This is a genomic window from Streptomyces sp. 142MFCol3.1 (assembly GCF_000424945.1).
In the GTDB taxonomy this organism is placed as follows: Bacteria; Actinomycetota; Actinomycetes; order Streptomycetales; family Streptomycetaceae; genus Streptomyces; species Streptomyces siamensis.
In genome coordinates this window covers 67,280-91,138 of record NZ_AUKV01000022.1, presented here as the reverse complement: position 1 = coordinate 91,138, position 23,859 = coordinate 67,280, and the positions used below count along the sequence as shown (strand labels likewise).

Genomic DNA, 23,859 nt, shown 5'->3' with positions numbered 1-23,859 from the left:
CGGGACGCAGAACATGTCGGACAACTCCGCGCCTCCCGCGCTCCCCGTCACCTTCCGGCCGTCCCGCACCCGGGCCGTGCTGCTCATCGGCGGAGCCGCGATCTTCGTGGTCATCACGACGGTCGCACTGCTCCTCGAACAGCTCAGCCCGGGGGAGCGGACCAGCTTCGTCTTCACCGCGGCGCTGCTCTTCGGCGTACTCCTGCTGCTCGCCCGGCCCAAGGTCGTCGCCGACGAGACCGGCGTCACCGTGGTCAACATCGCCAGCCGAAGGCACTTGGAGTGGGCCGAGATCCTCCAGGTCAACCTGCGCCCCGGCGACCCCTGGGTGTTCCTCAACCTGAGCGACGGCACCAGCCTGCCCGCGCTCGGCATCCAGCCGGGCATCGCCAAGCAGCGCGCGATCGAGGACGCCCGCGCCCTGCGCGCCCTCGCCGAGTCCCGGGCCATCGGCGAGCCGCACGGAGGACGTGACGAACATCAGGGCTGACTCTCGCCCTTCCACCCTGCCCCGAGGGCCCATGTCTTGATTAACCTGTTGGCGGAGGCGCTTTCGTCGCGCCTCCGCCTTCGATCTGCCACCCGGCTTTTCCGAGGCCCCCTGCTATCCGAGGAGTGACTCCCTCCAGCGATGGACGGATCGTCCTGTAGTACCTGCGCCGCCCCCTCCCGGCATATCGAGGCGGCGGCATGACCATCCCCCTGCTGCTCCTCGGAGCGGCGTTCCTGCTGATCCTCGCCAACGGCTTCTTCGTCGCGGCGGAGTTCGGCCTCGTCACGGTCGAGCGCCCCGACGCCGAGAAGGCCGCGGCCGAAGGCGACCGACGGGCCGGTACCGTGGTCGACTCCCTCAAGGAGCTGTCCTTCCAGCTCTCCGGCACCCAGCTCGGCATCACCATCACCTCGCTCGTGGTCGGCATGCTCGCCGAACCGGCCCTCGCCGAGCTGCTGCACGGCCCGTTCACCGCGATCGGCCTCCCCGAAGGCGCCGTGCCCGGTGTCGCCGTGGTCGTCGGCATGCTGCTCGCCTCTGCTGTGCAGATGGTGGTCGGTGAGCTGGTGCCCAAGAGCTGGGCGGTGTCCAGGCCCCTCCAGGTCGCCCGCTTCGTCGCGGGCCCCCAGCGCGTCTTCTCCCGGCTCTTCCGGCCGGTGATCGCCGCGCTCAACACCGTCGCCAACCGGCTGGTGCGCGCACTGGGCGTCGAACCCGCCGAGGAGCTGGCCTCCGCCCGCACCCCCGGCGAACTCGTCTCCCTGGCCCGGCACTCGGCACAGGCCGGCGCCCTGGAGCAGGACACCGCGGACCTGTTCGTGCGGACCATCTCGCTGGCCGACCTGACGGCCCAGCACGTCATGACGCCGCGCGTGAAGGTCAGCGCGCTCCAGTCGTCGGCGACCGCCGAGGACGTCGTCAACCTCACCCGCGCCACCGGACTGTCCCGGTTCCCCGTCTACCGGGAGCGGATCGACGAGATCGTCGGCATGGTGCACCTCAAGGACGCCCTGGCGATCCCCTCGCACGACCGGCTGCGCACCCCGGTGGTCCGGATCGCCCAGGCGCCCCTGCTCGTCCCGGAGACGCTGCCCGTGCAGCCGCTGCTGGAACAGCTGCGCAGCGAACAGCCCATCGCCGTCGTCGTCGACGAGTACGGCGGTACGGCGGGCGTCGTCACCCTGGAGGACATCGTCGAGGAGCTCGTCGGCGAGGTCCACGACGAGCACGACGACGTCCTCAACGAACTCCCCGAGCTCGCCCCCGCCCCGCCCGAGGACGGGCGGCCCGCCTGGGACGCCGACGGCAGCTGCCGCGTCGACGTCCTCCAGCGCATAGGCCTCGACGTGCCCGAGGGACCGTACGAGACCGTGGCCGGCCTGGTCGCCGACCTGCTCGGCCGGATCCCGGCCCCCGGCGACCGGGCCGAACTGCCGGGCTGGCGTCTGTCGGTACGCCAGGTCGGGCACTACCGCGCCGAACGCGTCCGCCTGGTGCGGACCGCGCCCGTCCCGGAGGCCGTTCGATGAGCGTGCTCCAACTTCTCTTCGCCGCCCTGCTGGTGCTCGCCAACGGCTTCTTCGTCGGTGCCGAGTTCGCCCTGGTCTCCGTGCGGCGCAGCCAGATCGAACCGCTCGGGACCACGCGGGCCCGACAGGTCCTGTACGGCCTCGAACGGCTCCCGCAGATGATGGCCGCCGCGCAGTTCGGCATCACCGTCTGCTCACTGACGCTCGGCGCCGTCGCCGAACCGACCGTCGCCCACCTGCTGGAGCCGGTCTTCGAGGCGGCCCGTCTGCCGGACGGGCTGATCCACCCGCTCGGCTACGTGATCGCGCTCGCCCTCGTCGTCTTCTTCCACCTCGTCATCGGCGAGATGGTGCCGAAGAACCTGGCGATGGCCGCGCCCGAGAAGACCGCACTGTGGCTCAGCCCCGGTCTGGTGGCCTTCGCGCGGCTGTGCCGTCCGGTGACCCTCGCCCTGGGAGCCTGCGCGCGGGTGATCCTCAAGCTGTTCCGCGTCGAGCCCAAGGACGAGATCGAGGCGGTCTTCACCAGCGAACAGCTCAACCGACTCGTCGAGGACTCGGGCCAGGCCGGTCTCCTCGACCCCGAGGAGCAGGAGCGCCTGGAGGACGCCCTGGAGCTGGGCTCCCGCCCGGTCACCGACGTCCTCCTGGACCGCGATCTGCTGATCACGGTGGATCCCTCGGTCACTCCTGGCCAGGTCGTCGCGCTCACCGCGCGCACCGGGTACTCGCGTTTCCCGGTGGTCGCCGAGAACGGCGCCTTCATGGGCTGCTACCTGCACGTGAAGGACGTCCTCGACCTGGAGGACTCCGACCGGGCGGTGCCGCAGCAGATGTGGCGCCCGATGACGACCCTGCGGGCCGAACTTCCCCTGGACGACGCCCTCACGGTGATGCGCCGCGCCGCCACGCACCTCGCTCAGGTCGCCGACGCGTCCGGCAAGGTCCTGGGGCTGGTGGCACTGGAGGACGTCCTGGAGCTGCTGGTGGGCGAGGTCCGCGACCCGGCGCACCGGGAAGCCCCGCCGCTGCGTGTCTCGGAGCCGCGCCCGAGCGAGGCTCCGGAGGAGGCGCTGGCCGGCTGAACCGTCTTTGGCCTCCCGCTCGGCAGCGGGCCGGCGGGGGCTTGTCGCGCGGTTCCCCGGGCCCCTGAAGGGGCCCGGGGAACCGCGCGTTCATGGACGGGCCCGGAGGCGCCGCCCCGAAGCGAGGTGAGGCCGGCTGTCACAGTGCCGACGGATCCTGGGGCCCCCGGCCGGAGAGCACCTCCCCGTACGCCTGCATCAGGTCCGGCAGCCGCAGAGTGGCCAGGTCGTCGCGCGACAGGGTCCCCGGGTAGCCCGACAGCCGCAGGTCCCGGTACGCGCAGCTCTTCTCGTACAGCGTGCGCAGGAAGCGGCCGTTGCCGAGCTCGTCGATCCAGCCCTGGTCGACGACGTGACCGCTGATGGAGCGGAGCTCGTCGAGGGCCTCGTCGTCCCAGAGGTCGCCGTTCTCGGCGGCCAGCACCTCGCCGATGGAAGTGAGTTCGAGGGGGCGGTAGGAGGGGAAGTCCACGCGGGTCGTGAACCGGGAGGAGAGACCGGGGTTGGCCGCCAGCAGGCGGTCCATGCCCTCCGGGTAGCCGGCGAGGATGACGACCAGGTGGTCGCGGTTGTCCTCGGCCCGCTTCAGCAGGACCTGCAGGGCCTCGTCGCCGTACGCGTCGCCCTTGCCGTAGCCGGAGTTGGACAGCGAGTACGCCTCGTCCACGAAGAGGACGCCGCCGATCGCGGAGTCGATCAGCTCGTTGGCCTTCACGGCGGTCTGCCCCAGGTACTCGCCGACCAGGTCCGCGCGCTGGGCCTCCACCAGATGGTCGCCGCCGAGGAGCCCGAGCGCGTAGAAGACCCGGCCGAGGATGCGGGCCACGGTGGTCTTGCCGGTGCCGGACGGGCCGGAGAAGACGAAGTGCCGCTTCGGCGGCTGCACCGGCAGCCCCTGACCGGCCCGCAGCCGCGCCATGTTCAGCTGCGCGGACAGCGCCTTGACCTGCCGTTTCACGGGCTCCAGGCCCACCATGCGCTCCAGCTCGGCGAGCGCCTCCTCGAGTAACGCGGGGTCGGTCGGGCCCGTGGGCAGCGGCTGCACCGGCAGTACGGCCTTCTCCCGCACCGAGTCGGCCTCGGGCGGCAGCCCGCCCGGTGGCGCGAGTCCGGGCTCCGAGATCTTCAGGTCCCGCCCCTCGACGCCGAACAGCGCGTCCACGCCGTCCGGGCCCTCCATGACGTCCTGTCCCATGCCGGCCAGGCTGATCGCCGCGAGGTCGGCGGCGGCGTCGTCGTACCCGTCGCCCTCGGCGATGGCCGCCAGCCGGGCCGAGGTGTCCATGAAGGAGGGGTCGACCCTGTGCACCGCCCGGTACAGCGGCAGCGCCGCGGCGGACCGTCCGGTGCCCTCGTGGGCACGGGCCAGCCAGTACCGCAGCTCCTTGCGCTGCGGCTGCTCGCTGCGGCAGCGCATCAGCGCGGAGGACAGCAGCGGCTCCGCCTGCCCGTACATCTCCAGACGCACCCGGGCCATACCGCCGAAGAGTCCGGCCTCAATGCCGAGCATCGGATCGTCGATCAGCGGGTCGGTGTGCCGGACCAGCTGATCCCAGTCCTTGACCAGGTAGGCGCGACAGGCGTGCAGGAACCGCACCTGGTGATCGGCGTCCACGGGTGGCAGACCGGCCAACGCACGGTCCAGTTCGGGAACATGGCGTCCGTCGAGCCAGTGCGAGGCGTGCGCCAGCAGCAGGTCGCGCGAGCTCTCCAGCACCGGCTGGACCCACCAGCCGAGCCAGTACCAGGAGTTGAGCGTGCGCCGATGGCGGGCACGCTGTTCGCCGAAGCGGTCGCGGTGGCGGAACATCCGCAGCAGCGCGGTCGTCGTGTCCACACGCAGCGCGTGCAGCCCGAGCCAGCCGTCCGCCATGCCCGGGTCGATCCGGACCGCGTTACGGAATTCCTCCTCCGCCTGCGGATAGGCGCCCATCGTGTAGGCGTCCACGCCTCGCAGCCAGGCGAGGTCGGCCGGGGCCTCGGGGCCCTGCGTGCCGAAGTCCATCGCGTCCCCCCACAAACCGTGCCCCCGATGATCGGGGAGTGCCTCGTGGACCGGCACCCCCTCGCCGCCGGGCCGGTACCCGTCGGCAACTTGGTCGAACTGCTGTGCCGCGGACGGGAGTTGCAACGGTGCGCAGAGCAGCCGTCCGAAGGTCGCACCGAGGGCATCGTACCTGCGGCACAGGGACGGGCCGAGGGGTGCCGCACACCCCGTTCCACGAGGTGGGAGCAGATGGGGCGCACATTGCTCGGTCACCGAGGGTGAACGAATCGCGGCGCGCGGCATCCGAAAAAGGGGGTGCGGGCAGAACGAAGCCCCCGATCACGGGGGAACAACCGGGGGCTTCGCGAATGCGGGCGGCTCCCAAAGGCCGCACGTTCAGAACGTAAGTCCTGTACGGCCCCCCGGTCAAGCCGAGTTGGAGCACTCACGGAAGTTCGTTCGCAAGGGTCTTCACAAGTTCAGCACATTGCGGACGGTCCGTCACCGTGAGTGATGGAGGCATCCGGTCGGGGGGCCCCAACAGGTCCCTTCAGTACCTCATATCCCTCAGGACGCTGCCGCACCAGAAAGTCGGCGAAGGGGCGCGAAGGGTCCTCGGCGAAGTGCAGGCGCTCGGCGCGGACCCATCCGTCCCAGAACTCGCTCTGCGCCTCGCCGTCCCGTTGCTGCCCTCGCGTCCAGGCCTCCTCGTGCGGCAACTCCATCCACAGCAGTCGCGCGAGGTACGGCCGCAACGCCCGTCGGCCCGCGCCGACGCCCTCCAGCAGGATCACCGGCGCGGCCGGCAGCTCACGGGACGGTCCGAAGCTCCGGGCCGTCCAGTCGTAAGGGGCGTACCGGGCGGGCTCCCCGCGGCGCAGTGGCTCGACCACCTGGCGCAGCAGCCGTCCGGTCCAGGTGAAGAGCTCCTCGTGCGTGGCGACGTCGTCCAGGTGCAGCACGGGGGCGCCGTCCAGTGCCGCCGCCAACTGCCCGGCGAATGTGGTCTTTCCGGAGCCCGCATGCCCGTCGATGGCGACGAGGCGGACGGGACCGCAGGACGGCGGCAGTCGGAGCAGATGTGCGGCGAGGTCGTGAATGGTGTTTCCCGGGGGAGTGGGGTCGGCAAGAGCGTGGACGGCTGCGCGGGGAGCATATTCCTGGGGAACATTCTATCGAGTGCTGTGCGCGGCGGACGCGGCGGCACAATAGTGCCGCATTGAACTACCTTTTGAACAATCCCCAGGAGCTTCTTTCGCTTCCTCCATAAGATGTCGACACCGCGGAACCAGGTATTTCGGAAACCCCGTTCCGGCTCCCCTTGATGCTGAGTAGGGTGCCTGGTGCGCAACTGCGAAGTGTCGTACGGGGACGGACAGGGGAAGATGGCCGCGGGGTTATTCGAGGGGCAGTATGTGTGGCATCCGGCGGCCGACGACCGCAGACTCGCGAGCGTCTGTGTGGATGTCCGCGCCGGCCGCTATCTGAGTGCCCGGGAGGCCCTGGAGGAGACACGCGCAGACTTCGGACTACGCGCCCACCGTTCCCTGGTGATGGCATCCGAGGCCGCCGATTCCGACCTCGCCGAACGCTGGCTGGCCGAGGAGCCGTCCCCCGAGGCGGCGCTCCTGTGGGCACGCGTGGCCGTGCTGCGGGCGCTGCGCGCGGCCGACACCAAGGACGGCCGAGCCGAGGCCCTGGAGCGGATCGCGCTGACCGCCTGCGAGCGGGCCGCCGTCATGACCCCCGCCGATCCCACGCCCTGGGCCGCCAAACTGTCCATGGCCCGGCTGCACGATCTGCGTGAACCCGCCCCGCAAGGGCTGCTCACCGCGCCGCCGGGCCCCTGGCGGCTGTTCTCGCACATCCTCCGCCTCGACCCCTGGCACCGCGAGGGCCACCATCGGTTCCTGGCCTTCTTCTTCACCCGCCACGGCGGCTCGGTCAACGCCGCCTGGGACGTGGCCGCCTTCCTGAGCCAGCGCGCCCCCGCCTCCTCGCCGCTGCGACTCCTTCCGCTGGTGGCCCTGGTGGAGAGCTACAACCCCTCGCAGCTCCTGGTCGACCGGACCTGGGAGCAGCCCCAGTGGCGTTCGACCGCGCTCGCGATCTACCAGAACTGGCTCCCCGAGGTGCCGGGATACCGGTTCACCCCGGTGCTCGATCTGTCCTACCTGGCGCACGCCCTGTTCATGTCCCAGCGCGAGTTCGAGGCGCGCGCGGTCTTCACCGCCATGGGGCCGTACGCCTGCCGCATGCCCTGGAGCGTGTTCGGCGAGCCCGAGGAGCAACTCTCCCGTGCCCGCCGGACGTGCGGCATGCCGGTGCCGGGAGCCACCTGACCGACCGGCTGCCCGGGCCGGCCCCCACAGTCTTCCGGCCAACCCCCCAGAGAAAGGTCAGTTGTGTCAGAACGGATATCGGTCCCACGTACCGGAGGGCGCGCGGGTGAGGAATCCGCCGCGCTCGACGACGACGCGACACTTCATGCGATGGGATATCCGCGAAAACTGACGCGCCGATTCCAGGCGTTCGACAATTTCGCGATCTCCTTCACCATCATCAACATCATCTCGGGAATCTTCTCGTCCTTCGGATTCGGTATGAATGCCGGAGGTCCGCGCATTCTCGTGTTCGGCTGGATCGGCGTGTCCGTGATGGTGCTGTTCATCGGCGCCGCCATGGCGGAAGTGGCATCCGCCTATCCGACCAGCGGGGCGCTCTATTTCTCCGCGGGAAAGCTCGCCAAGCGCCACAAGGGCGCGTGGTCGTGGTACACGGGATGGCTGAATTTCGTGGGTCAGGTGGGCGGCACCGCGGCCACCGGGTACGCGGCCGCCACGTTCGTCCAGGCCTTCATCGCGCTCCAGTGGGACTCGTACGAGCCGACCGCGCACCAGACCGTCCTGATCACGATGGTGATCATCGTGATCCAGGGTCTGGCCAATACCTACACGGTGCAGCTGGTCGCCGTGCTCAACCGGATCTCGGTGTGGTGGCTGCTGATCGGGCTCGTTGTGATCGTGAGCACACTCGTCGTGATGCCCGATCATCACCAGTCGGCTTCGTTCGTCACGCATTTCGAGAACAACACCGGTTTCACCAACGGCCTTTACGGGGGGATGCTCGGCCTGCTGGTCACCAGCTGGACCTTCACGGGCTTCGACGGCAGCTTCCACATGTCCGAGGAAACGGTCCGGGCCACGGTCAACGCGCCCAAGGGGATCACGCGCGCGATCGGCTATTCGGCGGTCACGGGACTCGTCCTCATGCTCGCCCTTGTGTACAGCATTCATGATTATGACCAGGTGGCGGGCTCCTCGGCGCCGCCGGTGCAGATTCTCATCGACGGACTTGGCATGGGCACGGCAAAGGCCATCCTGCTCATCGTCATCGGCGCCATGCTCTTCTGCGGCCTGGCCAATCTGACCAGCAACACCCGACAGATCTTCGCCTTCTCCCGGGACGGCGCGATGCCCGGCTCGCGGTGGTGGCACTCGGTCTCGCCGCGCACCCGCACCCCCGTCAAGGCCGTCTGGCTGGCGGTCGGCTGCTCGCTGGCGCTCGTCCTGCCCGGCTGGTGGTCGCACACCGCCTTCACCGCCATCGTCAGCGTCAACGTCGTCGGGCTCTTTCTCGCCTACGCCGTGCCCATCTTCCTTCGGCTGCGGCTCGGCGACGAGTTCCGGCCCGGCCCCTGGAACCTGGGCCGCTGGAGCAGGCTGATCGGATGGGTGGCGGTGATCTGGATCCTCGCCAGCAGTGTGCTGTTCATGCTGCCGCAGGTCTCGCCCGTCACCGGCGACACCTTCAACTACGCGTCCATCGCCCTGGCCGTGGTGCTGGTGGTCGCCACGGTCTGGTGGTTCGCCACGGCCCGCCGCCGCTTCCAGGGACCGGTCAGCTACGGCCGGCCCGACGAGGTCGCGGCGATGGACCTCATCTGACGGCTGCCTCCCCGGCGTCCGACGGCCTCCGCACGTCGCGTCCCACGCCCTCTCCCCGGCCCCCGTCGGGCCGGGGAGAGGCTCCGCAGGTCATGCCAGTGGTCCCGACCAATATTGGTGGGCGCGACGCGAGCCGAAGTGCTGGCAGAACTCGGTGTCCGGCGTCCATAGTTGGCCCACCACCGTGCATTGGGCCCGCCCGTTCCGGACACCTGGGGGTCATCCACCCATGAGCAGAGCCGAACAGCCGTCCCGCAGAACCGTCCTGGCCGCCGCCGTCGCCGCGGCGGCCGTGGGTGCCGCGAGCCCGCCGGCCGCCGCCGCACCGGCGCGCCACGGGAAAGCACCGGGCGGCCTCGTGGACAACCGCGCCTGGACCTCGTACTCCGACTGGCGCGGCGGCACCGCGAAGGGCACGCGCAGCGTGTCCGGAGCCCGCCCGGGGGTGGTGATCGCGGCCCCGGCCGGCACCACGGACTACACCGATCCGCACACCGGCAGGACCTCCACCTGGGAGTACGCCACCTGGACCTCGCCGGTGCACAAACTCGCCGTCCCCGCCACCGAGGCCATCGCCTCCTGGAACGCGGACACACCGGCGGGCACCTGGCTCCAGGTCGAACTGACGGGCACGTACTCCGACGGTACGAACACCCCCTGGTACGTGATGGGGCGCTGGGCCGCCGGCGACCAGGACATCAAGCGGACGTCCCTGGACGACCAGAGCGACGGCAAGAGCAGCATCTGGACGGACACCTTCTCCATCGACGACGCGGCCTCCGGCCTGCGCCTCGTCTCCTACCGGCTGCGCCTGACCCTGTACCGGACCCCGGGCAGCCGCATCACGCCCGTCGTGTGGCGGCTCGGCGCGATGGGCTCCGACGTCCCGGACCGCTTCACCGTCCCGGCCTCGACCCCGGGCCTCGCCCAGGAACTCGCGGTCCCGCGCCTGTCCCAGGAGATCCACGCGGGGCAGTACCCCGAGTACGACAACGGCGGCGAGGCCTGGTGCAGTCCGACCTCCTCGCAGATGATCATCGAGTACTGGGGCCGCCGGCCCACCGCCGAGCAACTGTCCTGGGTCGACCCCGCGTACGCCGACCCCCAGGTGTGCCACGCGGCCCGCTTCACGTACGACTACCAGTACGGCGGCTGCGGCAACTGGCCCTTCAACGCCGCCTACGCGGCGACGTACCCCGACCTCCAGGGAGTGGTGACCCGACTCGGCTCGCTCACCGACCTGGAGACGCTGATCGCCGCCGGCATCCCGGCCATAACGTCGCAGTCGTTCCTCAAGACCGAACTGACGGGCGCGGGCTACGGCACCTCGGGCCACCTCATGACCGTCGTAGGGTTCACGGCCGAGGGCGACGTGATCGCCAACGACCCCGCGTCGCCCAGCGACCAGGCCGTGCGCCGCGTCTACAAGCGGCGCGAGTGGGAGAACATCTGGCTGCGGACCAAGCGGTACAACTCCTCCGGCAACGTCGTCTCCGGCACGGGCGGCGTCTGCTACCTGTACTTCCCGGCGCAGCCCTCGGCGCGGCAGCGCAAGGCGCTCGCGGCGGTGGGCATCGGCTGACCCCGTGAGTGCGGCCCCTCCTCCCCGCCGTGGAGGGGCCGCCCCGGGTGGTCAGCCCTGGACCGGGGCGACCACCCAGTCGGGGTGGTTCGGCATCGGCGGGGTCTTCGCCCCGTACAGCCACGGGTGCAGGAAGCCGTCGAGATCCTCGCCCGCGACCTTCGAGGCCAGGTCGATGTAGTCCTGTGTACTCCCGGCCCTCCCCTCGTACGTCGTCACCCAGGCGCGCTCGATCTTCCCGAAGGTCTCCTCACCGACCTTCTCGCGCAGCGCGTACAGGACGAGCGCCGAGCCGTCGTAGCGCATCCGCTTGAAGAGGTTCGGCTCGGTCGGTTCGGCCGGGGCGCCGTAGTCGTGGCGCCACTGGTCGTGGCTCGTGTACGCGGTCTTCATGGTGGCCTCGAAGTCGTCGCCGCCGTGCTCCTGCGAGTACTGCCGCTCGTAGAACCGCGCGTGGCCCTCGCTCAGCCACAGGTCGGACCAGGTCTTGATGCCGACGCTGTCACCGGTCCATTGGTGGGCCAGCTCGTGTACGAGATTGCGTTCGGCGTCGACCCGTGTGCCCAGCAGATCGGCCTTCGGGACCAGGGACAGCGACTGCGTCTCCAGCGCCACGCCCAGGTCGGTGTCGCCGACGAGGACGCCGTAGCGGTTGAACGGGTAGGGACCGAGGCGCTCCTCCAGCCAGGCGATGTGGTCGGTGGTGAGCCTGCGGTACTCCTCGGTCGGCGCCACCAGGTCGTCCGGGACCACATCACGTATCGGCAGCCCGTGCGGGCCGGTGCCGTCGACGAAGGTGAACCGGCCGATGGCCAATTGCGCGAGCTGCGTCGCCAGCGGCTGCTCGGAGTCGTACGTCCACTTCACGCGCCCGTCGGCCTGCTCGGTGCGCCCGGTGAGCTTGCCGTTGGCGACCGCGGACAGCCCGGCCGGAGTCGTGATGTGGAAGGTGATGGGTGCGCGCCGGCTCGGATGGTCGTTCGACGGGAAGATCATCTTGGCGCCGTCGGGCTGCGGATAGAGCACCGTGCCGTCCGGTGTGGGGATCCAGCCGTAGTCCTCGATGGCGTCGTCGCGGTGCCGGATCCGGGTCGGGTCGGCGGTGTAGGTGACCTTGACCGTGAAGGCCTTGCCCCGGGGCAGGGCCGCCTTCGGGGTGATGACGAGCTCGTCCCCGTCGCGCACGGCGGTGGCCGACTTCCCGTTCACGGTGACCGAGTGCAGAGTGTTGCCGGCGAAGTCCAGGTCGAAGCGGGACAGGGCCTGCGTCGCGGTCGCCCTGATCGTGGCGGAGGCCTCGAAGGGCGTCCTCGGGGCCTGCCAGTCGAAGTCGAGGGTGTAGCGGCCGACCTCGTAGCCGCCGTTGCCGTCGAGCGGGAAGATCGGGTCGCCGAGCCCGGCCGCACCGGGCGAGGGGGCCTCGGAGGTCGCAGGCGCGGCCTGGGAGGCGGGACCCGTCAGGGCGGCCGCCACGGTGATCGCCGACGCGAGGGCCAGGCGAGCTCTGCGGCGGGGCATCCGGAACGTGCTCATCGAAGACCTTTCGGTTGGCCGACCACTTTCGTGTGAGGAGACGCACAGTCCCCGGGCATCGTTGTGGAATCACGGGCCATTCGAACTACGTCGAAGTGTGGGCGTGACCCAGGTCTCTACCGCCGCGACCCCTGCCGGTGGCAAGGTGGACGAGCCGGTGGGGAGCCGGCCGAAGCGGGGGGACGCCACCGCACCACTACGTCAGCGAGATGCCATGACCGCGACCTCCGCCACCAGCTCCCGTGCCCGCGCCCGCACCGGCGGGCCGCAGGAAGACGGCCCCAAGATCCTTGAGCACGCCCTGGGCTGGACCCTGGTGGTGGTCGTCGCGATGCTGATCACCCAGCTCGGACTGCTCTGATCACCTCAACCGGCTCGGACTGTCCGATCACCCGACTCGGACTGCTCCGATCCCCGCCGACGGCTCCGCGCCCTGCGGGGGCAGCGCACACGTCGGATCGCTCGCGCGCCTCTGACCTCCACCCCCGGCCCACGCGCCGGGCGGGCGCCGGGGCGATCGACGGGAGTCGAACGAGCAGGTGGCCCAGGTCTGCCATACTTCCGATGTCCTGTCGGCAGGTGGAGACTTGGGCCGGAATTGAATAATAGTCAACAACGCGACGTCGACCGTCCCCGGGCGCGCGGCACCGACCGCTCACTGGCGCGCCGTGCCGAACTCATCGCCATCGGACGGAAGCTCTTCGCCGACACGTCCTACGACGCGCTGTCGATGGACGACATCGCGCGGCAGGCGCATGTCGCCAAGGGGCTGATCTACTACTACTTCAAGTCCAAGCGCGGCTACTACCTCGCCATCGTCCAGGACTCCGTGGCGGATCTGATCTCCCGTGCGGCGGACGGCCTCGAACTGCCCCCCGAGGAGCGGGTGCACCGTACGATCGACGGCTATCTGCGCTACGCCGAGCACAATCAGGCCGCGTACCGCACGATCATCACCGGGGGTGTCGGCTTCGACACCGAGGTGCAGGCCATCCGGGAGGGCGTGCGCGAGGTCATCGTCGAGACCATCGCCGAAGGGGCGTGGGGTGCGCGCCGTTGCGGCGGCGAGGCCGGGAGCGCGGGCGGGCGGCGCGGCATCGCCCCGCTGCCGCGCATGGCCCTGCTCGGGTGGCTGTACAGCGTCGAGGGGGCCACCCTCGACTGGATCGGCGATCCGGCGCTGCCGCGCGACACCATGCGCGAACTGCTGGTGAAGATGCTGGGCGGCGCGATGCGTGCCGTCGAGGAGCTCGACCCTTCCTATCCGGCCCCGGAGGCCGCCCGCCGGGAGGACGTCTGAGCGTCCCCGGGCCGGGGTCACCGGGCATCCGCGCGAACGTGACAGGGGCAGGGGCCGCCGTAGGCCCCCGCCCCTGTCGCCGTACAACTGCGGCTAGTCGATCGACTTGATCAGTTCGCCGTTCGAGGTGTCACCGCTCAGTTCCCAGAAGAAGGTGCCGCCCAGGCCCTGCGCGTTCTTGTAGCTCATCTTGCCGGCGATGGTCGACGGGGTGTCGTAACTCCACCAGTCGTTGCCGCACTTGGCGTACGCGGTGCCGCCGACCGTGCCGGTCGCCGGGCACTTGGTCTTGAGCACCTTGTAGTCGTCGATGCCCTGCTCGTACGTGCCCGCCGCCGGACCCGTCGCCGTGCCGCCCGGCGCCGCCTGCGTCACACCGGTCCAGCCGCGGCCGTAGAAGCCGATGCCGAGCAGCAGCTTCGCGGCCGGAATGCCGAGGCCCTTGAGCTTCGCGATGGTCGCGGAGGTGTGGAAGCCCGCCTTCGGTATGCCGGTGTACGAGTTCAGCGGCGAGTGCGGAGCCGTCGGGCCCGCCGCGTCCCAGGCCCCGAAGAAGTCGTAAGTCATCGGGTTGTACCAGTCGACGTACTGCGCCGCGCCCGCGTAGTCGGCGGCGTCGATCTTGCCGCCGTCGGTGGCGTCGGCCGTGATCGCCGCGGTGACGAGGTTGCCGCTGCCGAACTTCGACCGCAGCGCCGACATCAGGTTCTTGAACGCCGCCTTGCCGCTGGTGTCACAGGTGTTGCCGCAGGCGTTCGGGTACTCCCAGTCGATGTCGATGCCGTCGAAGACGTCCGCCCACTTGGAGTTCTCGACCAGGTCGTAGCAGGACTGGGCGAACGCGGCCGGGTTGCGCGCGGCCTCGCCGAAGCCGCTCGACCAGGTCCAGCCGCCGAAGGACCACAGGACCTTGAGGCCCGGGTGCTTCTTCTTGAGCTCGCGCAGCTGGTTGAAGTTGCCGCGCAGGGGCTGGTCCCAGGTGTCGGCGACGCCGTCCACGGACTGGTCGGCCGTATAGGCCTTGTCCGTCGCCGCGTACGCGTCTCCCATGGCGCACTTGCCGCCCGTGACGTTGCCGAAGGCGTAGTTGATGTGGGTCAGCCTGGCGGCCGAGCCGGAGGTCTCGATGTTCTTGACGTGGTAGTTCCGGTCGTAGACACCCCATTCGGTGAAGTAGCCGACGACTTTGGATCCGGCCGCGGCGGCCTGCGCGGTGCCGGCCTGCGTGGTGCCGGCGGCGCGGGACTCGGGTGTGGCGGTCGCGGTGCCGGCACCGGCGAGCAGTCCGGCGCCCAGGACGGCGCAGCAGGCGGCGGACAGGAGCGCCCGGAGGGAGGCGCGGGGGCGGTGCGGTCTGAGCATCGTGTCTCCTCGTGGGGGAGGGGAGCGTGTGGGGGCGATGGTGCTTGGACCTGCCGACGGCCGTGGGGGCCGCCGGTTGCGGGCCGCTCGGCCCGTCGGGTGCCAGGCAATGGGGGGCCGGGCCCGCCGATGCCGCTTGGCATGAACGCGTTAAGGCGTCGAGGGAACCCTAGGAGGACTAGACCAGTGCGTCAATGGTTCGGACCAATTTCCCTTTCTTTGAGTAAGCGGTCGTTAACTGGTGACTCGGTGCCTCCGATCGGGCATACTCACAGCGCCACAGCCGCTGATCAGCGCGTTCCGCAACCCGGAGCGGGAGCATCGGCTGGGCCAGGTGAGACCCGGCGGAGCAGCCCCACCCAGGTGTGCGTCCGCCGATGTGCCCGACAGGGAGGAGAGCGTCGCCATGCCCGACCGCGCCCCGCAGCCGGTGGACCGTCAACTGCCCACGGACGAGGCCCGGGATCTGATCTCGCTCGTCCGCGACATCGCGCAGCGTGAGATCGCCCCGAAGGCGGCCGAGGAGGAGGACGCCGGACGCTTCCCGCGCGACGTCTTCGGGCTGCTGTCCGAAGCGGGTCTGCTCGGTCTGCCCTACGCCTCCGAGTACGGCGGCGGCGACCAGCCGTACGAGGTCTACCTCCAGGTGCTCGAAGAGCTCGCCGCGGCCCGTCTCACCGTCGGCCTCGGCGTCAGTGTGCACACCCTCGCCTGCCACGCCCTCGCGAACTACGGCACCAAGGAGCAGCAGGTCGAGCACCTGCCCGCGATGCTCGGCGGCGGACTCCTCGGCGCGTACTGCCTCTCCGAGCCGTCCTCCGGGTCGGACGCCGCCTCACTGCGCACCAAGGCCGTGCGCGAGGACGGGGACCCCTCCCGTCCGGGGGGAGCCGGGAGCGGGGGAGAGTGGGTGATCACCGGCACCAAGGCGTGGATCACGCACGGCGGTGTCGCCGACTTCTACACCGTGCTCGCCCGCAGCGGCGGCGAAGGGCCCCGCGGGATCACGGCCTTCCTGGTGCCGGGGGACGCCGAGGGGCTGAGCGCCGCGCCGCCGGAGAAGAAGATGGGCATGAAGGGCTCGCCCACCGCCCAGGTCCACCTCGACGGGGTGCGGATCTCGGACGACCGCCGGCTCGGCGAAGAGGGCCAGGGGTTCGCCATCGCCCTGTCCGCGCTCGACTCCGGACGCCTCGGCATCGCCGCCTGCGCGATCGGCGTGGCCCAGGCGGCGCTCGACGAGGCCGTGGCCTACGCGACCGGCCGCCAGCAGTTCGGTCGTCCCATCTCGGACTTCCAGGGACTGCGCTTCATGCTCGCGGACATGGCGACGCAGATCGAGGCGGGCCGGGCGCTGTATCTTGCCGCGGCGCGGCTGCGCGACGCGGGACGGCCCTTCTCCAAGCAGGCGGCCATGGCCAAGCTGCTGTGCACGGACACGGCGATGAAGGTGACCACGGATGCAGTGCAGGTGCTCGGCGGCTACGGCTACACCGCCGACTTCCCCGCCGAGCGCTACATGCGCGAGGCCAAGGTGCTCCAGATCGTCGAGGGCACCAATCAGATCCAGCGCATGGTCATCGCCCGTCACCTCGCGGGTCCCGACTCGCGCTGAACTGCCCGTACCCGTACATCGGCGCCGGGGCGGCCAGCCTGACCCACTCCGGGTCGTGCCGCCCCGGTAGCGTGCGGCCGCGATCGGCCCAGGTGCGGATCATGGCGCGGTAGATGGGCGGATCCTGGTTCGGCGGGGGCCCCTGCCGAACCGGTTCTGTCGGAGCGGGGACGAAGATCCGGCGCCGACGACCGGTCGCGGAGTAGGTGGGGGTCATACCGGGGCAACGCGCGTGCGGCCGGGCAGGTCACCCGCGCACGGAATCGACCGTGAGTTCACTCCAGGCCCGTACGGGGGCCTGCCGGGCGCGGCGCCTGGACGCCGACGGGCGGGCCCTCGCCCGGCGTGGCTCACCGCGTGGTCGGCAGGCTCACGGCCGCCGGTGGGAGCGCGCACATCTGGCGTGGCCCGCCCGTGACCCGTGCTTTCGCATCGGATCCGTCGGGCGCGCGCATCCGGTGAGGCGGTCCGCGATCGAGCCGTCCCCCGGCCGCGCATGCGTTCGCCCCGCGGGCTCTCCCGTCCGGGTGGGTGTCAGGGGTGCACTGCGGCGTGAACCCGACGAACCGGCGCGCCGGCTGACCCACTGGCTGCGGACGAGACCGCCCGGCGCCGCGGCCGTCGACGTGACCGTTCCCGCGTCCGACGGAATGTCCGGCGAGACCCTCCCGTTCGACATCGAGCACCCCGAACCGCCCCTGCGCGGCTGCGCGTTGAGACTCGGGGCGGACCCGTCGGCGTACGCCGTGTTCCCCGTGCACGACATGCCGCGCCAGTACCGCACCATGCGCCTGGTCGCCGAGCGCACCGACTGCCGGTGCCGCGGGTGCTCTGGCTGGAGGAGGACCCGCCGCCGCTCGGGGCGCCCTTCTTCGTCGTGGAACGGGTCGACGGGCGCGTGCCACCGGACGTGATGTCCTACACGTACGAGGGGAACTGGCTGCACGCGGCGAGCGACGACGAGCTCGCGCACCTGGAGGCGGCGTCGATCGGACTCCTGGCCCGACTGCACGACCAGGTGCCCGTGGAGGATGCCGACATCCTGGCGCTGGCCGGCGACGGTGGTCCGCTGCGCCGGCACGTCACATACCAACACCCCTACTACGCATGGGTGACTGACGGGCTGTCACACTCACCGCTCATCGAGAGCGCCTTGGACCGTCTCGAGGAGCTCTGACCGCGCGAGGAGGGCGAGGCGGTGCTCGACCGGCTTGACGCGCGCATCGGGAACGTCGTCCACGACGGCTTCGAACCGGCCGCCGTCCTCGACTGGCGGATGGCGGCCCGGCCCCGCCCGAGGTCGACCTCGGCTGGACCGTCCATCTGCACCGCTTCTTCCAGGACCTCACCGTGGGCTTCGGCCAGGCAGGTCTGGCCGGCTTCCTGCACCGCGACCGCGCCGAGCGTCGCTACGCCGAACTCACCGGCCACGTACCGCGGGACATGGACTTCCACACCCGGTACGCGGCGCTGCGGCACGCGATCGTCATGCTGCGCGTCGCCTGCCGCCAGGCGCACTTCGGCGAGGTCGCCGTACCCGCGGACCCGGACACACTGATCCTGCACCACGGCGGCCTGCGGGCCATGGTGCAGGGCAGTTACCGGGACGGACCGGGCGTCGGCCGTTGAGCCCGCGGCGTCAGGCCGCCTGGCGCGGCATCACGGGAATGCGCATCGGGCGCGAGCCCGGACCACCCACGTGAGAGAACGGCTGCATGCGCCAGTCGAGCCCCTGAGGGAGCGTCAACAGCAGGCCCATGTCCTGTTTTTGGGGTTCCTCGGACTCGTCCGCAGGGCGTGTGTCGGCCGCCGCGCGGCCGGTGCCCGAGCAGACCGAGAGCCCGAACGGGTTCCACGGCGAGGCGCACAGCGCGTGCTCCGGCAGGAACTCCTCGTCCGCCAGGAGCGCGATGGGCTGCGCGCAGTCCGGGCAGATCACCCGGTACATCTCGAAGGTGTCGTACGCGTCGAACTCCTCGCCGTCCAGGGCGTCCGGTTCGACGCCCTCCGGCTCGGGCTCGACAACCGGCTGCTGCCGCTTGGGTGCAGTACGACCAGGGCGCTTAAGACTCTGCATGGGATTCTCCCCCTCGGGTGGGTCGACAAGGCGCTGCGACCTCGACCACAGCAAGCACTTCCCGTCCGGTCTCAGTGGTAATCACGAGAACATCACGGACCCGGTTGCGGGCGTGTGGTGTTCGTCACATGCCGCGTGCAGGTGCCCGGCGCGGTCGATTTGTCCCCCGCGCGCCGCACGGCTCACGCACAGACACATCACAAACCGGGTATGACCTGCGCTGCTGAGGTTTCCGGGGGATCAAGCGCCCTGTAGGTTCTTGCGTCATGGAGGAGCTGGACCGACAGATTGTGCAGCTGCTCGTCGCAGACGGGCGGATGAGTTACACCGACTTGGGCAAGGCCACGGGCCTGTCCACGTCCGCCGTGCATCAGCGGGTGCGTCGGCTGGAGCAGCGCGGCGTGATCCGCGGCTACGCGGCGGTCGTGGACCCGGAGGCCGTCGGGCTGCCCATGACCGCCTTCATCTCGGTGAAACCGTTCGACCCCAGCGCCCCGGACGACATCGCGGAACGTCTCGCCGACGTCCCGGAGATCGAGGCCTGCCACAGCGTCGCCGGCGACGAGAACTACATCCTCAAGGTGCGCGTCTCCACCCCGCACGAGCTGGAGGAACTCCTCGCCCGGCTGCGGACCCTGGCGGGTGTCTCGACCCGTACGACGGTCGTGCTGTCCACCCCCTACGAGGCGCGACCGCCCCGGATCTGACGTCGTTCGCCCCCTTTTGCGGGCCCCGCGCGCGGGGAGCGTGCCGGCAGGCGCGAGACTGTCTCCATGAGTGAGAGCACCGCCTCGTCGGACACCGTGCTGCTGCGCGGTGGAGAGGTCCACAGTCCCGCCGACCCCTTCGCCACCGCGATGGTCGTGGAGCGAGGACAAATCGCCTGGGTCGGCTCCGAGGGCGCGGCCGACGCCTTCGTGGACGGGGTCGACGAGGTCGTGGACCTCGAAGGCGCCCTGGTCACCCCGGCGTTCACGGACGCGCACGTGCACACCACCGCAACCGGGCTCGCGCTCAGCGGCCTCGACCTGTCCGGCGCCCGCTCCCTGGACACGGCCCTCGCCCTGGTGCGCGACTTCGCCGCCGCCCACCCCGGCGACCGGGTGCTGCTCGGGCACGGCTGGGACGCGGCCCGCTGGCCCGGCGGGCAGCCCCCGACGCGCGCCGCACTCGACGAGGCCACCGGCGGCAGGCCGCTCTACCTCTCCCGCATCGACGTGCACTCGGCCGTGGTCACCACTGCACTCCTCGACCTGGTCCCGGGCGTCATGGACCAGGCCGGTCACTCGCCCGACGGCTCCCTGACCCGCGACGCCCACCACGCCGTGCGCGCCGCGGCGCTCGGCGCCGTCACCGGGGAGCAGCGCACCCGGGCCCAGCGCGCCGCCCTCGCGCGCGCCGCCTCGCTCGGCATCGGCTCCGTGCACGAATGCGGTGGCCCCGACATCTCCTCCGAGGACGACTTCGCCGCCCTGCTGAGGCTCGCGGCCGAGGAGCCCGGCCCCCGGGTCGTCGGCTACTGGGCCGAGGCGGGCGAGGAGGGCATCGACAGGGCCCGCGCGCTCGGTGCGCTGGGCGCGGCGGGCGACCTCTTCGCCGACGGCTCCCTCGGCTCGCACACCGCCTGCCTGCACCAGCCGTACGCCGACGCCGGGCACGGCGGCACCGCCTACCTCGACGCCGCCGCGGTCGCCGCGCACGTGGTGGCCTGCACCGAGGCCGGCCTTCAAGCGGGCTTCCACGCGATCGGCGACGCCGCCGTGGCCTCTGTCGTCGAGGGCGTGCGCGCCGCTGCCGAGAAGGTCGGCCTGGCCCGGGTCCGGGCCGCCCGGCACCGCGTCGAGCACGCCGAGATGCTCACCCCCGAGACGATCGCGGGCTTCGCCGAGCTCGGCCTGACGGCCTCCGTGCAGCCCGCCTTCGACGCGCTGTGGGGCGGCGAGGACGGCATGTACGCGCAGCGTCTCGGCGCCGAACGGGCCCGCGCGCTGAACCCCTTCGCCGCCCTCCTGCGCAGCGGCGTACCGCTCGCGTTCGGCTCCGACAGCCCCGTCACGCCGCTCGACCCGTGGGGCACCGTACGGGCCGCCGCCTTCCATCGCACACCTGAGCACCGGGTGTCCGTACGCGCCGGGTTCACGGCGCATACGCGGGGCGGCTGGCGGGCCGTCGGACGTGACGACGCGGGCATCCTGGTGCCCGGCGCGCCCGCCGACTATGCCGTATGGCGCACCGGCGACCTCGTCGTGCAGGCCCCCGACGACCGCGTCGCCCGCTGGTCGACGGACCCCCGGTCCGGCACGCCCGGACTGCCGGATCTGACCCCGGGAGGCGACCTGCCCGTCTGCCTGCGCACCGTCGTCGGCGGCCGGACGGTATTCGTACGGCCTAACGAGTGATGTCCGGGGGTGGCGCGGCCCCCGTCGTCGTCCGCGGCTTCGTCGCGCGACCTGCGCATCCTCCGCACTGACCAGGGATTTGTGTGGAAAACCGCAGCTCAGACGACTGTTGACACCGGGCCGCAGGGGGCCGGTAGGTTCGGCCGGGTCCACCACCGGACGTCCGACCGGGGAACTTCCGCGCGGCCGTCGAGGCGCCGCTGGGTCAGGGGTGATGTGCCGCACCGGCGCACCACCACTGGGAGCCAGGCCCAGCGCCCGCGCCGCGACGCGAGGGAACGTTCCGACAAGTCGGCAGGTGTGACCCGGGTGGGGCCCGGACGTTCAGTAGACAACGGCTTTCGGTCGACTCGCAGCCAGCGGGTCCCTGGTCGGCCCGAAGGGCGCCGGGCCCCGATCCCGCAGCACACGCCTCCAGCCTCCGAAAACGCAGTCCTGCCCCGCACTTGTCGAGTCGACACCCCTGTACTGACGCGCCGACGCAGCGGTGCCGGTTGGGCGCACTATGGTGGACCTCTGCGTACGGACATGAAGGGGCAGCAGTGAACGACGGCGACGGGACCCTCGCGGCACAAGCCCAGGGGAGGCAGTTCGGCCCGCTCGGCACGGCCTTGGTGATCATCCCGACCTACAACGAGGCGGAGAACATCAAGCGGATCGTCGGTCGCGTACGCGCCGCCGTGCCCGAGGCCCACGTCCTGGTGGCCGACGACAACAGCCCGGACGGCACCGGCAAGCTCGCCGACGAGCTGGCCGCCGAGGACGGCAACGTCCAGGTGATGCACCGCAAGGGCAAGGAAGGACTCGGCGCCGCGTATCTCGCGGGCTTCCGCTGGGGCCTCGACCACGGCTACGGCGTGCTCATCGAGATGGACGCCGACGGCTCGCACCAGCCGGAGGAGCTGCCGAGGCTGCTGACCGCGCTCAAGGGGGCGGACCTCGTGCTCGGCTCCCGCTGGGTGCCGGGCGGCCGGGTGGTGAACTGGCCCAAGTCCCGCGAGTTCATCTCCCGCGGCGGCAGCCTCTACTCGCGCGTGCTGCTCGACGTGCCGATCCGTGACGTCACCGGCGGCTACCGCGCCTTCCGGCGCGAGACCCTCGAAGGCCTCGGGCTCGGCGAGGTCGCCTCCCAGGGCTACTGCTTCCAGGTGGACCTCGCGCGCCGCGCGGTGAAGGCGGGCTACCACGTCGTGGAGGTCCCCATCACCTTCGTGGAGCGGGAACTGGGCGACTCCAAGATGAGCCGCGACATTTTGGTGGAGGCGTTGTGGCGCGTCACCACGTGGGGTGTGGGGGAGCGGGTCGGACGGATCACCGGGCGCAAGTCCTCCTGACGCCCGCCGGGCACCGTCGCGGGGCGTCCCCCGGCGCCCGGCCGCCCTCCATCGCGTCCCTCGCCCAGGCGGGGGGCGCTCTCCCGCGGAGGGTGGGCGCGGCCGGTCATCCGCTTATCCCGTACTGAGCCGGGTCCAGGCACACTGGGAGCATGACGACTGGCGCCCCGACTTCCTCCTACCCCGCCCGGCCGCGGCGATCGCGGCTGCGCACCTTCCTGCCGCTCGGCATCGCGGGGTGGCTGGTGCTGGAGATCTGGCTGCTGACCGTGGTCGCGGGGACGGCGAGCGGCTTCGCCGTGTTCGTGCTGCTGGCCGCCGGGTTCGTGCTCGGCGGGGTGGTCATCAAGCGCGCCGGGCGCCGTGCCTTCCGCAACCTCAGCGAGACGCTGCAACAGCAGCAGAGCGGTGTCGCGCCCGCCGGCCAGGGCGGCCGGGGCAACGGCCTGATGATGCTCGGTGGTCTGCTGCTGATGATCCCGGGGCTCATCTCCGACGCCGTGGGCCTTCTTCTGCTGATCCCGGTCGTCCAGAAGGCCGTCGGCCGATACGCGGAGCGCACCCTCGACCGCAAGATGCGGGAGGCCGTCCCCGGCACCTTCGGCGACGCGTTCCAGCAGGCCCGCATCCATCGGCCCGACGGCAAGGTGGTGCCGGGCGAGGTCGTCAGGGACGACGGCCGGCCGAGCCCGCGGCCCGGTGAGTACCCGCCGTTGACCCGCTGACGTCCGGGCGTCGTACGCCCGTCGCGAGGCGCCCGCGTGGCGCGACGGGGGTGTGCGCGAGCGGCGGGAGGGCGGGCGGGGCCGTGCAGGGCGCCTGTGGGGGACTGGGGGCGCGGGACGACTCATTCTCGGGGCGACCGGAGGCGGGCGTCGGGGTCGCCGCGGCGGCTGCCGGCGCAACGGCGCTCTCGCGGGACCGGTGCCGGTGTGACGCGTCCCGGCGGAGTCTGACGGGGTGGCTCGTGGCGGCCGGCCGGCGGAGGCGCCTGCGCGGCGGACGTCGGTGCGGCACCCACTCCCCGCCCGCGACGGCCCGCGACGCGGTCCGGGGCAGCGTGCGCGAAGTGGCCCAGGGCAGCACGAGACCGCGGGCCCGTACGACTGACGTACGTGCCCGCGGTCTCGGCGTGCTTTGTGTATGCCGTCCGGCCCCGCGGGGTCAGGCGGACTTGCGGCTGTCCCGCGGATGCACCGCGATGTTCATCGCGCCGGAGCGCAGGACGGCCAGGCGCTCTTCGAGGACCTCTTCGAGTTCCTCTCGGGTACGCCGCTCCATCAGCATGTCCCAGTGGGTACGCGCAGGCTTGGCCTTCTTTTCCTCAGGGCCGTCGCCGTCCACGAGGAGTGCCTGGGCCCCGCAGACCTTGCACTCCCACTCCGGCGGGATCTCCGCCTCGACCGAGAAGGGCATCTCGAACCGGTGCCCCTTCTCGCATGCGTACTCCACGGCCTGGCGCGGGGCCAGGTCGATGCCGCGGTCCGTCTCGTAGCTGGTCACCACGAGGCGCGTGCCGCGAAGAGCTCGCTCACTCATGAATCGTGCCTCCCGGGCTTGTCGCCCACAGGACAGGTGTCGCTGTCGTCGTCATCCGGTCAACGTCCGGTCGGCGG

At 71.2% G+C, this 23,859-nt stretch carries 20 protein-coding genes and 1 pseudogene; 14 read left to right on the top strand and 7 right to left on the bottom strand.

What is annotated here, in order from left to right; all coding sequences use genetic code 11:
- Positions 1–13: 13 nt before the first annotated feature.
- The 3 genes from H305_RS0129535 (at position 14) to H305_RS0129525 (ending at position 3,107) form a co-directional block, all read left to right on the top strand.
- Positions 14–490: a PH domain-containing protein gene (locus tag H305_RS0129535; protein WP_028803644.1), complete on the top strand. Its 477-nt coding sequence runs from the start codon at positions 14–16 to the stop codon at positions 488–490.
- A 200-nt stretch (positions 491–690) separates the two neighbouring features.
- Positions 691–2,022: a hemolysin family protein gene (locus H305_RS0129530; protein ID WP_028803643.1), complete on the top strand. Its 1,332-nt coding sequence runs from the start codon at positions 691–693 to the stop codon at positions 2,020–2,022.
- Positions 2,019–3,107: a hemolysin family protein gene (locus H305_RS0129525; protein ID WP_028803642.1), complete on the top strand. Its 1,089-nt coding sequence runs from the start codon at positions 2,019–2,021 to the stop codon at positions 3,105–3,107. Before H305_RS0129530 ends, H305_RS0129525 begins: the two co-directional genes overlap by 4 nt.
- A gap of 139 nt (positions 3,108–3,246) precedes the next feature.
- Here H305_RS0129525 and H305_RS0129520 read toward each other — a convergent pair whose 3' ends face one another.
- Together H305_RS0129520 and H305_RS0129515 are read right to left on the bottom strand one after the other, a co-directional pair.
- Positions 3,247–5,112 (bottom strand): AAA family ATPase, encoded by a 1,866-nt coding sequence (locus H305_RS0129520; RefSeq protein WP_028803641.1) that lies wholly within the window; start codon positions 5,110–5,112, stop codon positions 3,247–3,249.
- Positions 5,113–5,573: 461 nt separating this feature from the next.
- Positions 5,574–6,194 carry a uridine kinase family protein gene (locus H305_RS0129515; RefSeq protein ID WP_078629290.1) on the bottom strand — a complete coding sequence of 207 codons (621 nt, stop codon included), beginning with the start codon at positions 6,192–6,194 and terminating at the stop codon, positions 5,574–5,576.
- 285 nt (positions 6,195–6,479) lie between these two features.
- Between H305_RS0129515 and H305_RS0129510 the strand changes: the two genes are divergently transcribed.
- The 3 genes from H305_RS0129510 to H305_RS0129500 all read left to right on the top strand — a co-directional run bounded on the left by H305_RS0129510 (position 6,480) and on the right by H305_RS0129500 (position 10,623).
- Positions 6,480–7,436, top strand: a complete 957-nt coding sequence (locus H305_RS0129510; RefSeq protein ID WP_199791469.1) for a hypothetical protein — start codon at positions 6,480–6,482, stop codon at positions 7,434–7,436.
- A 63-nt stretch (positions 7,437–7,499) separates the two neighbouring features.
- Complete coding sequence (locus H305_RS0129505; RefSeq protein WP_028803638.1) at positions 7,500–9,041, top strand: amino acid permease; 1,542 nt, start codon at positions 7,500–7,502, stop codon at positions 9,039–9,041.
- A 229-nt stretch (positions 9,042–9,270) separates the two neighbouring features.
- On the top strand, positions 9,271–10,623 hold the full coding sequence (locus tag H305_RS0129500; protein WP_028803637.1) for a peptidase C39 family protein: 1,353 nt from the start codon (positions 9,271–9,273) through the stop codon (positions 10,621–10,623).
- Between the two features lie 51 nt (positions 10,624–10,674).
- Here H305_RS0129500 and H305_RS0129495 read toward each other — a convergent pair whose 3' ends face one another.
- Entirely contained in the window at positions 10,675–12,156 is a 1,482-nt protein-coding gene (locus H305_RS0129495) for a M1 family metallopeptidase (protein ID WP_199791468.1), read from the bottom strand.
- A 214-nt stretch (positions 12,157–12,370) separates the two neighbouring features.
- Here H305_RS0129495 and H305_RS52665 point away from each other — a divergent pair, with 214 nt between their 5' ends.
- Together H305_RS52665 and H305_RS0129485 are read left to right on the top strand one after the other, a co-directional pair.
- Positions 12,371–12,517: an SCO1431 family membrane protein gene (locus H305_RS52665; protein ID WP_107440123.1), complete on the top strand. Its 147-nt coding sequence runs from the start codon at positions 12,371–12,373 to the stop codon at positions 12,515–12,517.
- A 237-nt stretch (positions 12,518–12,754) separates the two neighbouring features.
- Complete coding sequence (locus H305_RS0129485) at positions 12,755–13,456, top strand: TetR/AcrR family transcriptional regulator (RefSeq protein ID WP_028803635.1); 702 nt, start codon at positions 12,755–12,757, stop codon at positions 13,454–13,456.
- 93 nt (positions 13,457–13,549) lie between these two features.
- On the opposite strand, the gene H305_RS0129480 is transcribed toward H305_RS0129485, so the two are convergent.
- Positions 13,550–14,818: a glycoside hydrolase family 18 protein gene (locus H305_RS0129480; RefSeq protein ID WP_028803634.1), complete on the bottom strand. Its 1,269-nt coding sequence runs from the start codon at positions 14,816–14,818 to the stop codon at positions 13,550–13,552.
- Between the two features lie 406 nt (positions 14,819–15,224).
- Between H305_RS0129480 and H305_RS0129475 the strand changes: the two genes are divergently transcribed.
- Positions 15,225–16,433: an acyl-CoA dehydrogenase family protein gene (locus H305_RS0129475; RefSeq protein WP_028803633.1), complete on the top strand. Its 1,209-nt coding sequence runs from the start codon at positions 15,225–15,227 to the stop codon at positions 16,431–16,433.
- Here H305_RS0129475 and H305_RS56455 read toward each other — a convergent pair.
- Positions 16,396–16,650, bottom strand: coding sequence for a hypothetical protein (locus H305_RS56455; protein WP_078629289.1), 255 nt, complete (start codon positions 16,648–16,650; stop codon positions 16,396–16,398). The genes H305_RS0129475 and H305_RS56455 overlap by 38 nt on opposite strands.
- Positions 16,651–16,960: 310 nt before the next feature.
- Between H305_RS56455 and H305_RS56115 the strand changes: the two are divergent.
- A pseudogene (locus H305_RS56115) lies at positions 16,961–18,062 on the top strand (phosphotransferase family protein).
- A gap of 10 nt (positions 18,063–18,072) precedes the next feature.
- Here H305_RS56115 and H305_RS0129460 read toward each other — a convergent pair.
- Positions 18,073–18,510 (bottom strand): hypothetical protein, encoded by a 438-nt coding sequence (locus H305_RS0129460; protein ID WP_028803630.1) that lies wholly within the window; start codon positions 18,508–18,510, stop codon positions 18,073–18,075.
- Positions 18,511–18,776: 266 nt separating this feature from the next.
- Here H305_RS0129460 and H305_RS0129455 point away from each other — a divergent pair, with 266 nt between their 5' ends.
- The 4 genes from H305_RS0129455 to fxsA all read left to right on the top strand — a co-directional run bounded on the left by H305_RS0129455 (position 18,777) and on the right by fxsA (position 22,968).
- On the top strand, positions 18,777–19,217 hold the full coding sequence (locus H305_RS0129455) for an Lrp/AsnC family transcriptional regulator (RefSeq protein WP_028803629.1): 441 nt from the start codon (positions 18,777–18,779) through the stop codon (positions 19,215–19,217).
- Positions 19,218–19,283: 66 nt separating this feature from the next.
- Positions 19,284–20,909 carry an amidohydrolase gene (locus tag H305_RS0129450; protein WP_028803628.1) on the top strand — a complete coding sequence of 542 codons (1,626 nt, stop codon included), beginning with the start codon at positions 19,284–19,286 and terminating at the stop codon, positions 20,907–20,909.
- Positions 20,910–21,451: 542 nt separating this feature from the next.
- Complete coding sequence (locus H305_RS0129445) at positions 21,452–22,243, top strand: polyprenol monophosphomannose synthase (protein ID WP_028803627.1); 792 nt, start codon at positions 21,452–21,454, stop codon at positions 22,241–22,243.
- A 152-nt stretch (positions 22,244–22,395) separates the two neighbouring features.
- Positions 22,396–22,968 carry an FxsA family membrane protein gene (gene fxsA / locus H305_RS0129440; protein WP_028803626.1) on the top strand — a complete coding sequence of 191 codons (573 nt, stop codon included), beginning with the start codon at positions 22,396–22,398 and terminating at the stop codon, positions 22,966–22,968.
- A gap of 439 nt (positions 22,969–23,407) precedes the next feature.
- Here the strand turns inward: fxsA and H305_RS0129435 are convergent, their stop codons facing one another.
- Entirely contained in the window at positions 23,408–23,782 is a 375-nt protein-coding gene (locus H305_RS0129435) for an RNA polymerase-binding protein RbpA (protein ID WP_003977404.1), read from the bottom strand.
- Between the last annotated feature and the right edge of the window lie 77 nt (positions 23,783–23,859).

Excerpts from the sequence above, each read along its gene's own strand:
- H305_RS52665 (WP_107440123.1), top strand. The coding sequence starts at position 12,371 with ATGACCGCGACCTCCGCCACCAGCTCCCGTGCCCGCGCCCGCACCGGC.
- H305_RS0129435 (WP_003977404.1), bottom strand. The coding sequence starts at position 23,782 with ATGAGTGAGCGAGCTCTTCGCGGCACGCGCCTCGTGGTGACCAGCTAC.
- fxsA (WP_028803626.1), top strand. The coding sequence starts at position 22,396 with ATGACGACTGGCGCCCCGACTTCCTCCTACCCCGCCCGGCCGCGGCGA.
- H305_RS0129510 (WP_199791469.1), top strand. The coding sequence starts at position 6,480 with ATGGCCGCGGGGTTATTCGAGGGGCAGTATGTGTGGCATCCGGCGGCC.
- H305_RS0129450 (WP_028803628.1), top strand. The coding sequence starts at position 19,284 with ATGAGTGAGAGCACCGCCTCGTCGGACACCGTGCTGCTGCGCGGTGGA.
- H305_RS0129520 (WP_028803641.1), bottom strand. The coding sequence starts at position 5,112 with ATGGACTTCGGCACGCAGGGCCCCGAGGCCCCGGCCGACCTCGCCTGG.
- H305_RS0129480 (WP_028803634.1), bottom strand. The coding sequence starts at position 14,818 with ATGCTCAGACCGCACCGCCCCCGCGCCTCCCTCCGGGCGCTCCTGTCC.
- H305_RS0129500 (WP_028803637.1), top strand. The coding sequence starts at position 9,271 with ATGAGCAGAGCCGAACAGCCGTCCCGCAGAACCGTCCTGGCCGCCGCC.
- H305_RS0129525 (WP_028803642.1), top strand. The coding sequence starts at position 2,019 with ATGAGCGTGCTCCAACTTCTCTTCGCCGCCCTGCTGGTGCTCGCCAAC.
- H305_RS0129535 (WP_028803644.1), top strand. The coding sequence starts at position 14 with ATGTCGGACAACTCCGCGCCTCCCGCGCTCCCCGTCACCTTCCGGCCG.
- H305_RS0129530 (WP_028803643.1), top strand. The coding sequence starts at position 691 with ATGACCATCCCCCTGCTGCTCCTCGGAGCGGCGTTCCTGCTGATCCTC.
- H305_RS0129495 (WP_199791468.1), bottom strand. The coding sequence starts at position 12,156 with ATGAGCACGTTCCGGATGCCCCGCCGCAGAGCTCGCCTGGCCCTCGCG.
- H305_RS0129460 (WP_028803630.1), bottom strand. The coding sequence starts at position 18,510 with ATGCAGAGTCTTAAGCGCCCTGGTCGTACTGCACCCAAGCGGCAGCAG.
- H305_RS0129455 (WP_028803629.1), top strand. The coding sequence starts at position 18,777 with ATGGAGGAGCTGGACCGACAGATTGTGCAGCTGCTCGTCGCAGACGGG.
- H305_RS56455 (WP_078629289.1), bottom strand. The coding sequence starts at position 16,650 with ATGACCCCCACCTACTCCGCGACCGGTCGTCGGCGCCGGATCTTCGTC.
- H305_RS0129475 (WP_028803633.1), top strand. The coding sequence starts at position 15,225 with ATGCCCGACCGCGCCCCGCAGCCGGTGGACCGTCAACTGCCCACGGAC.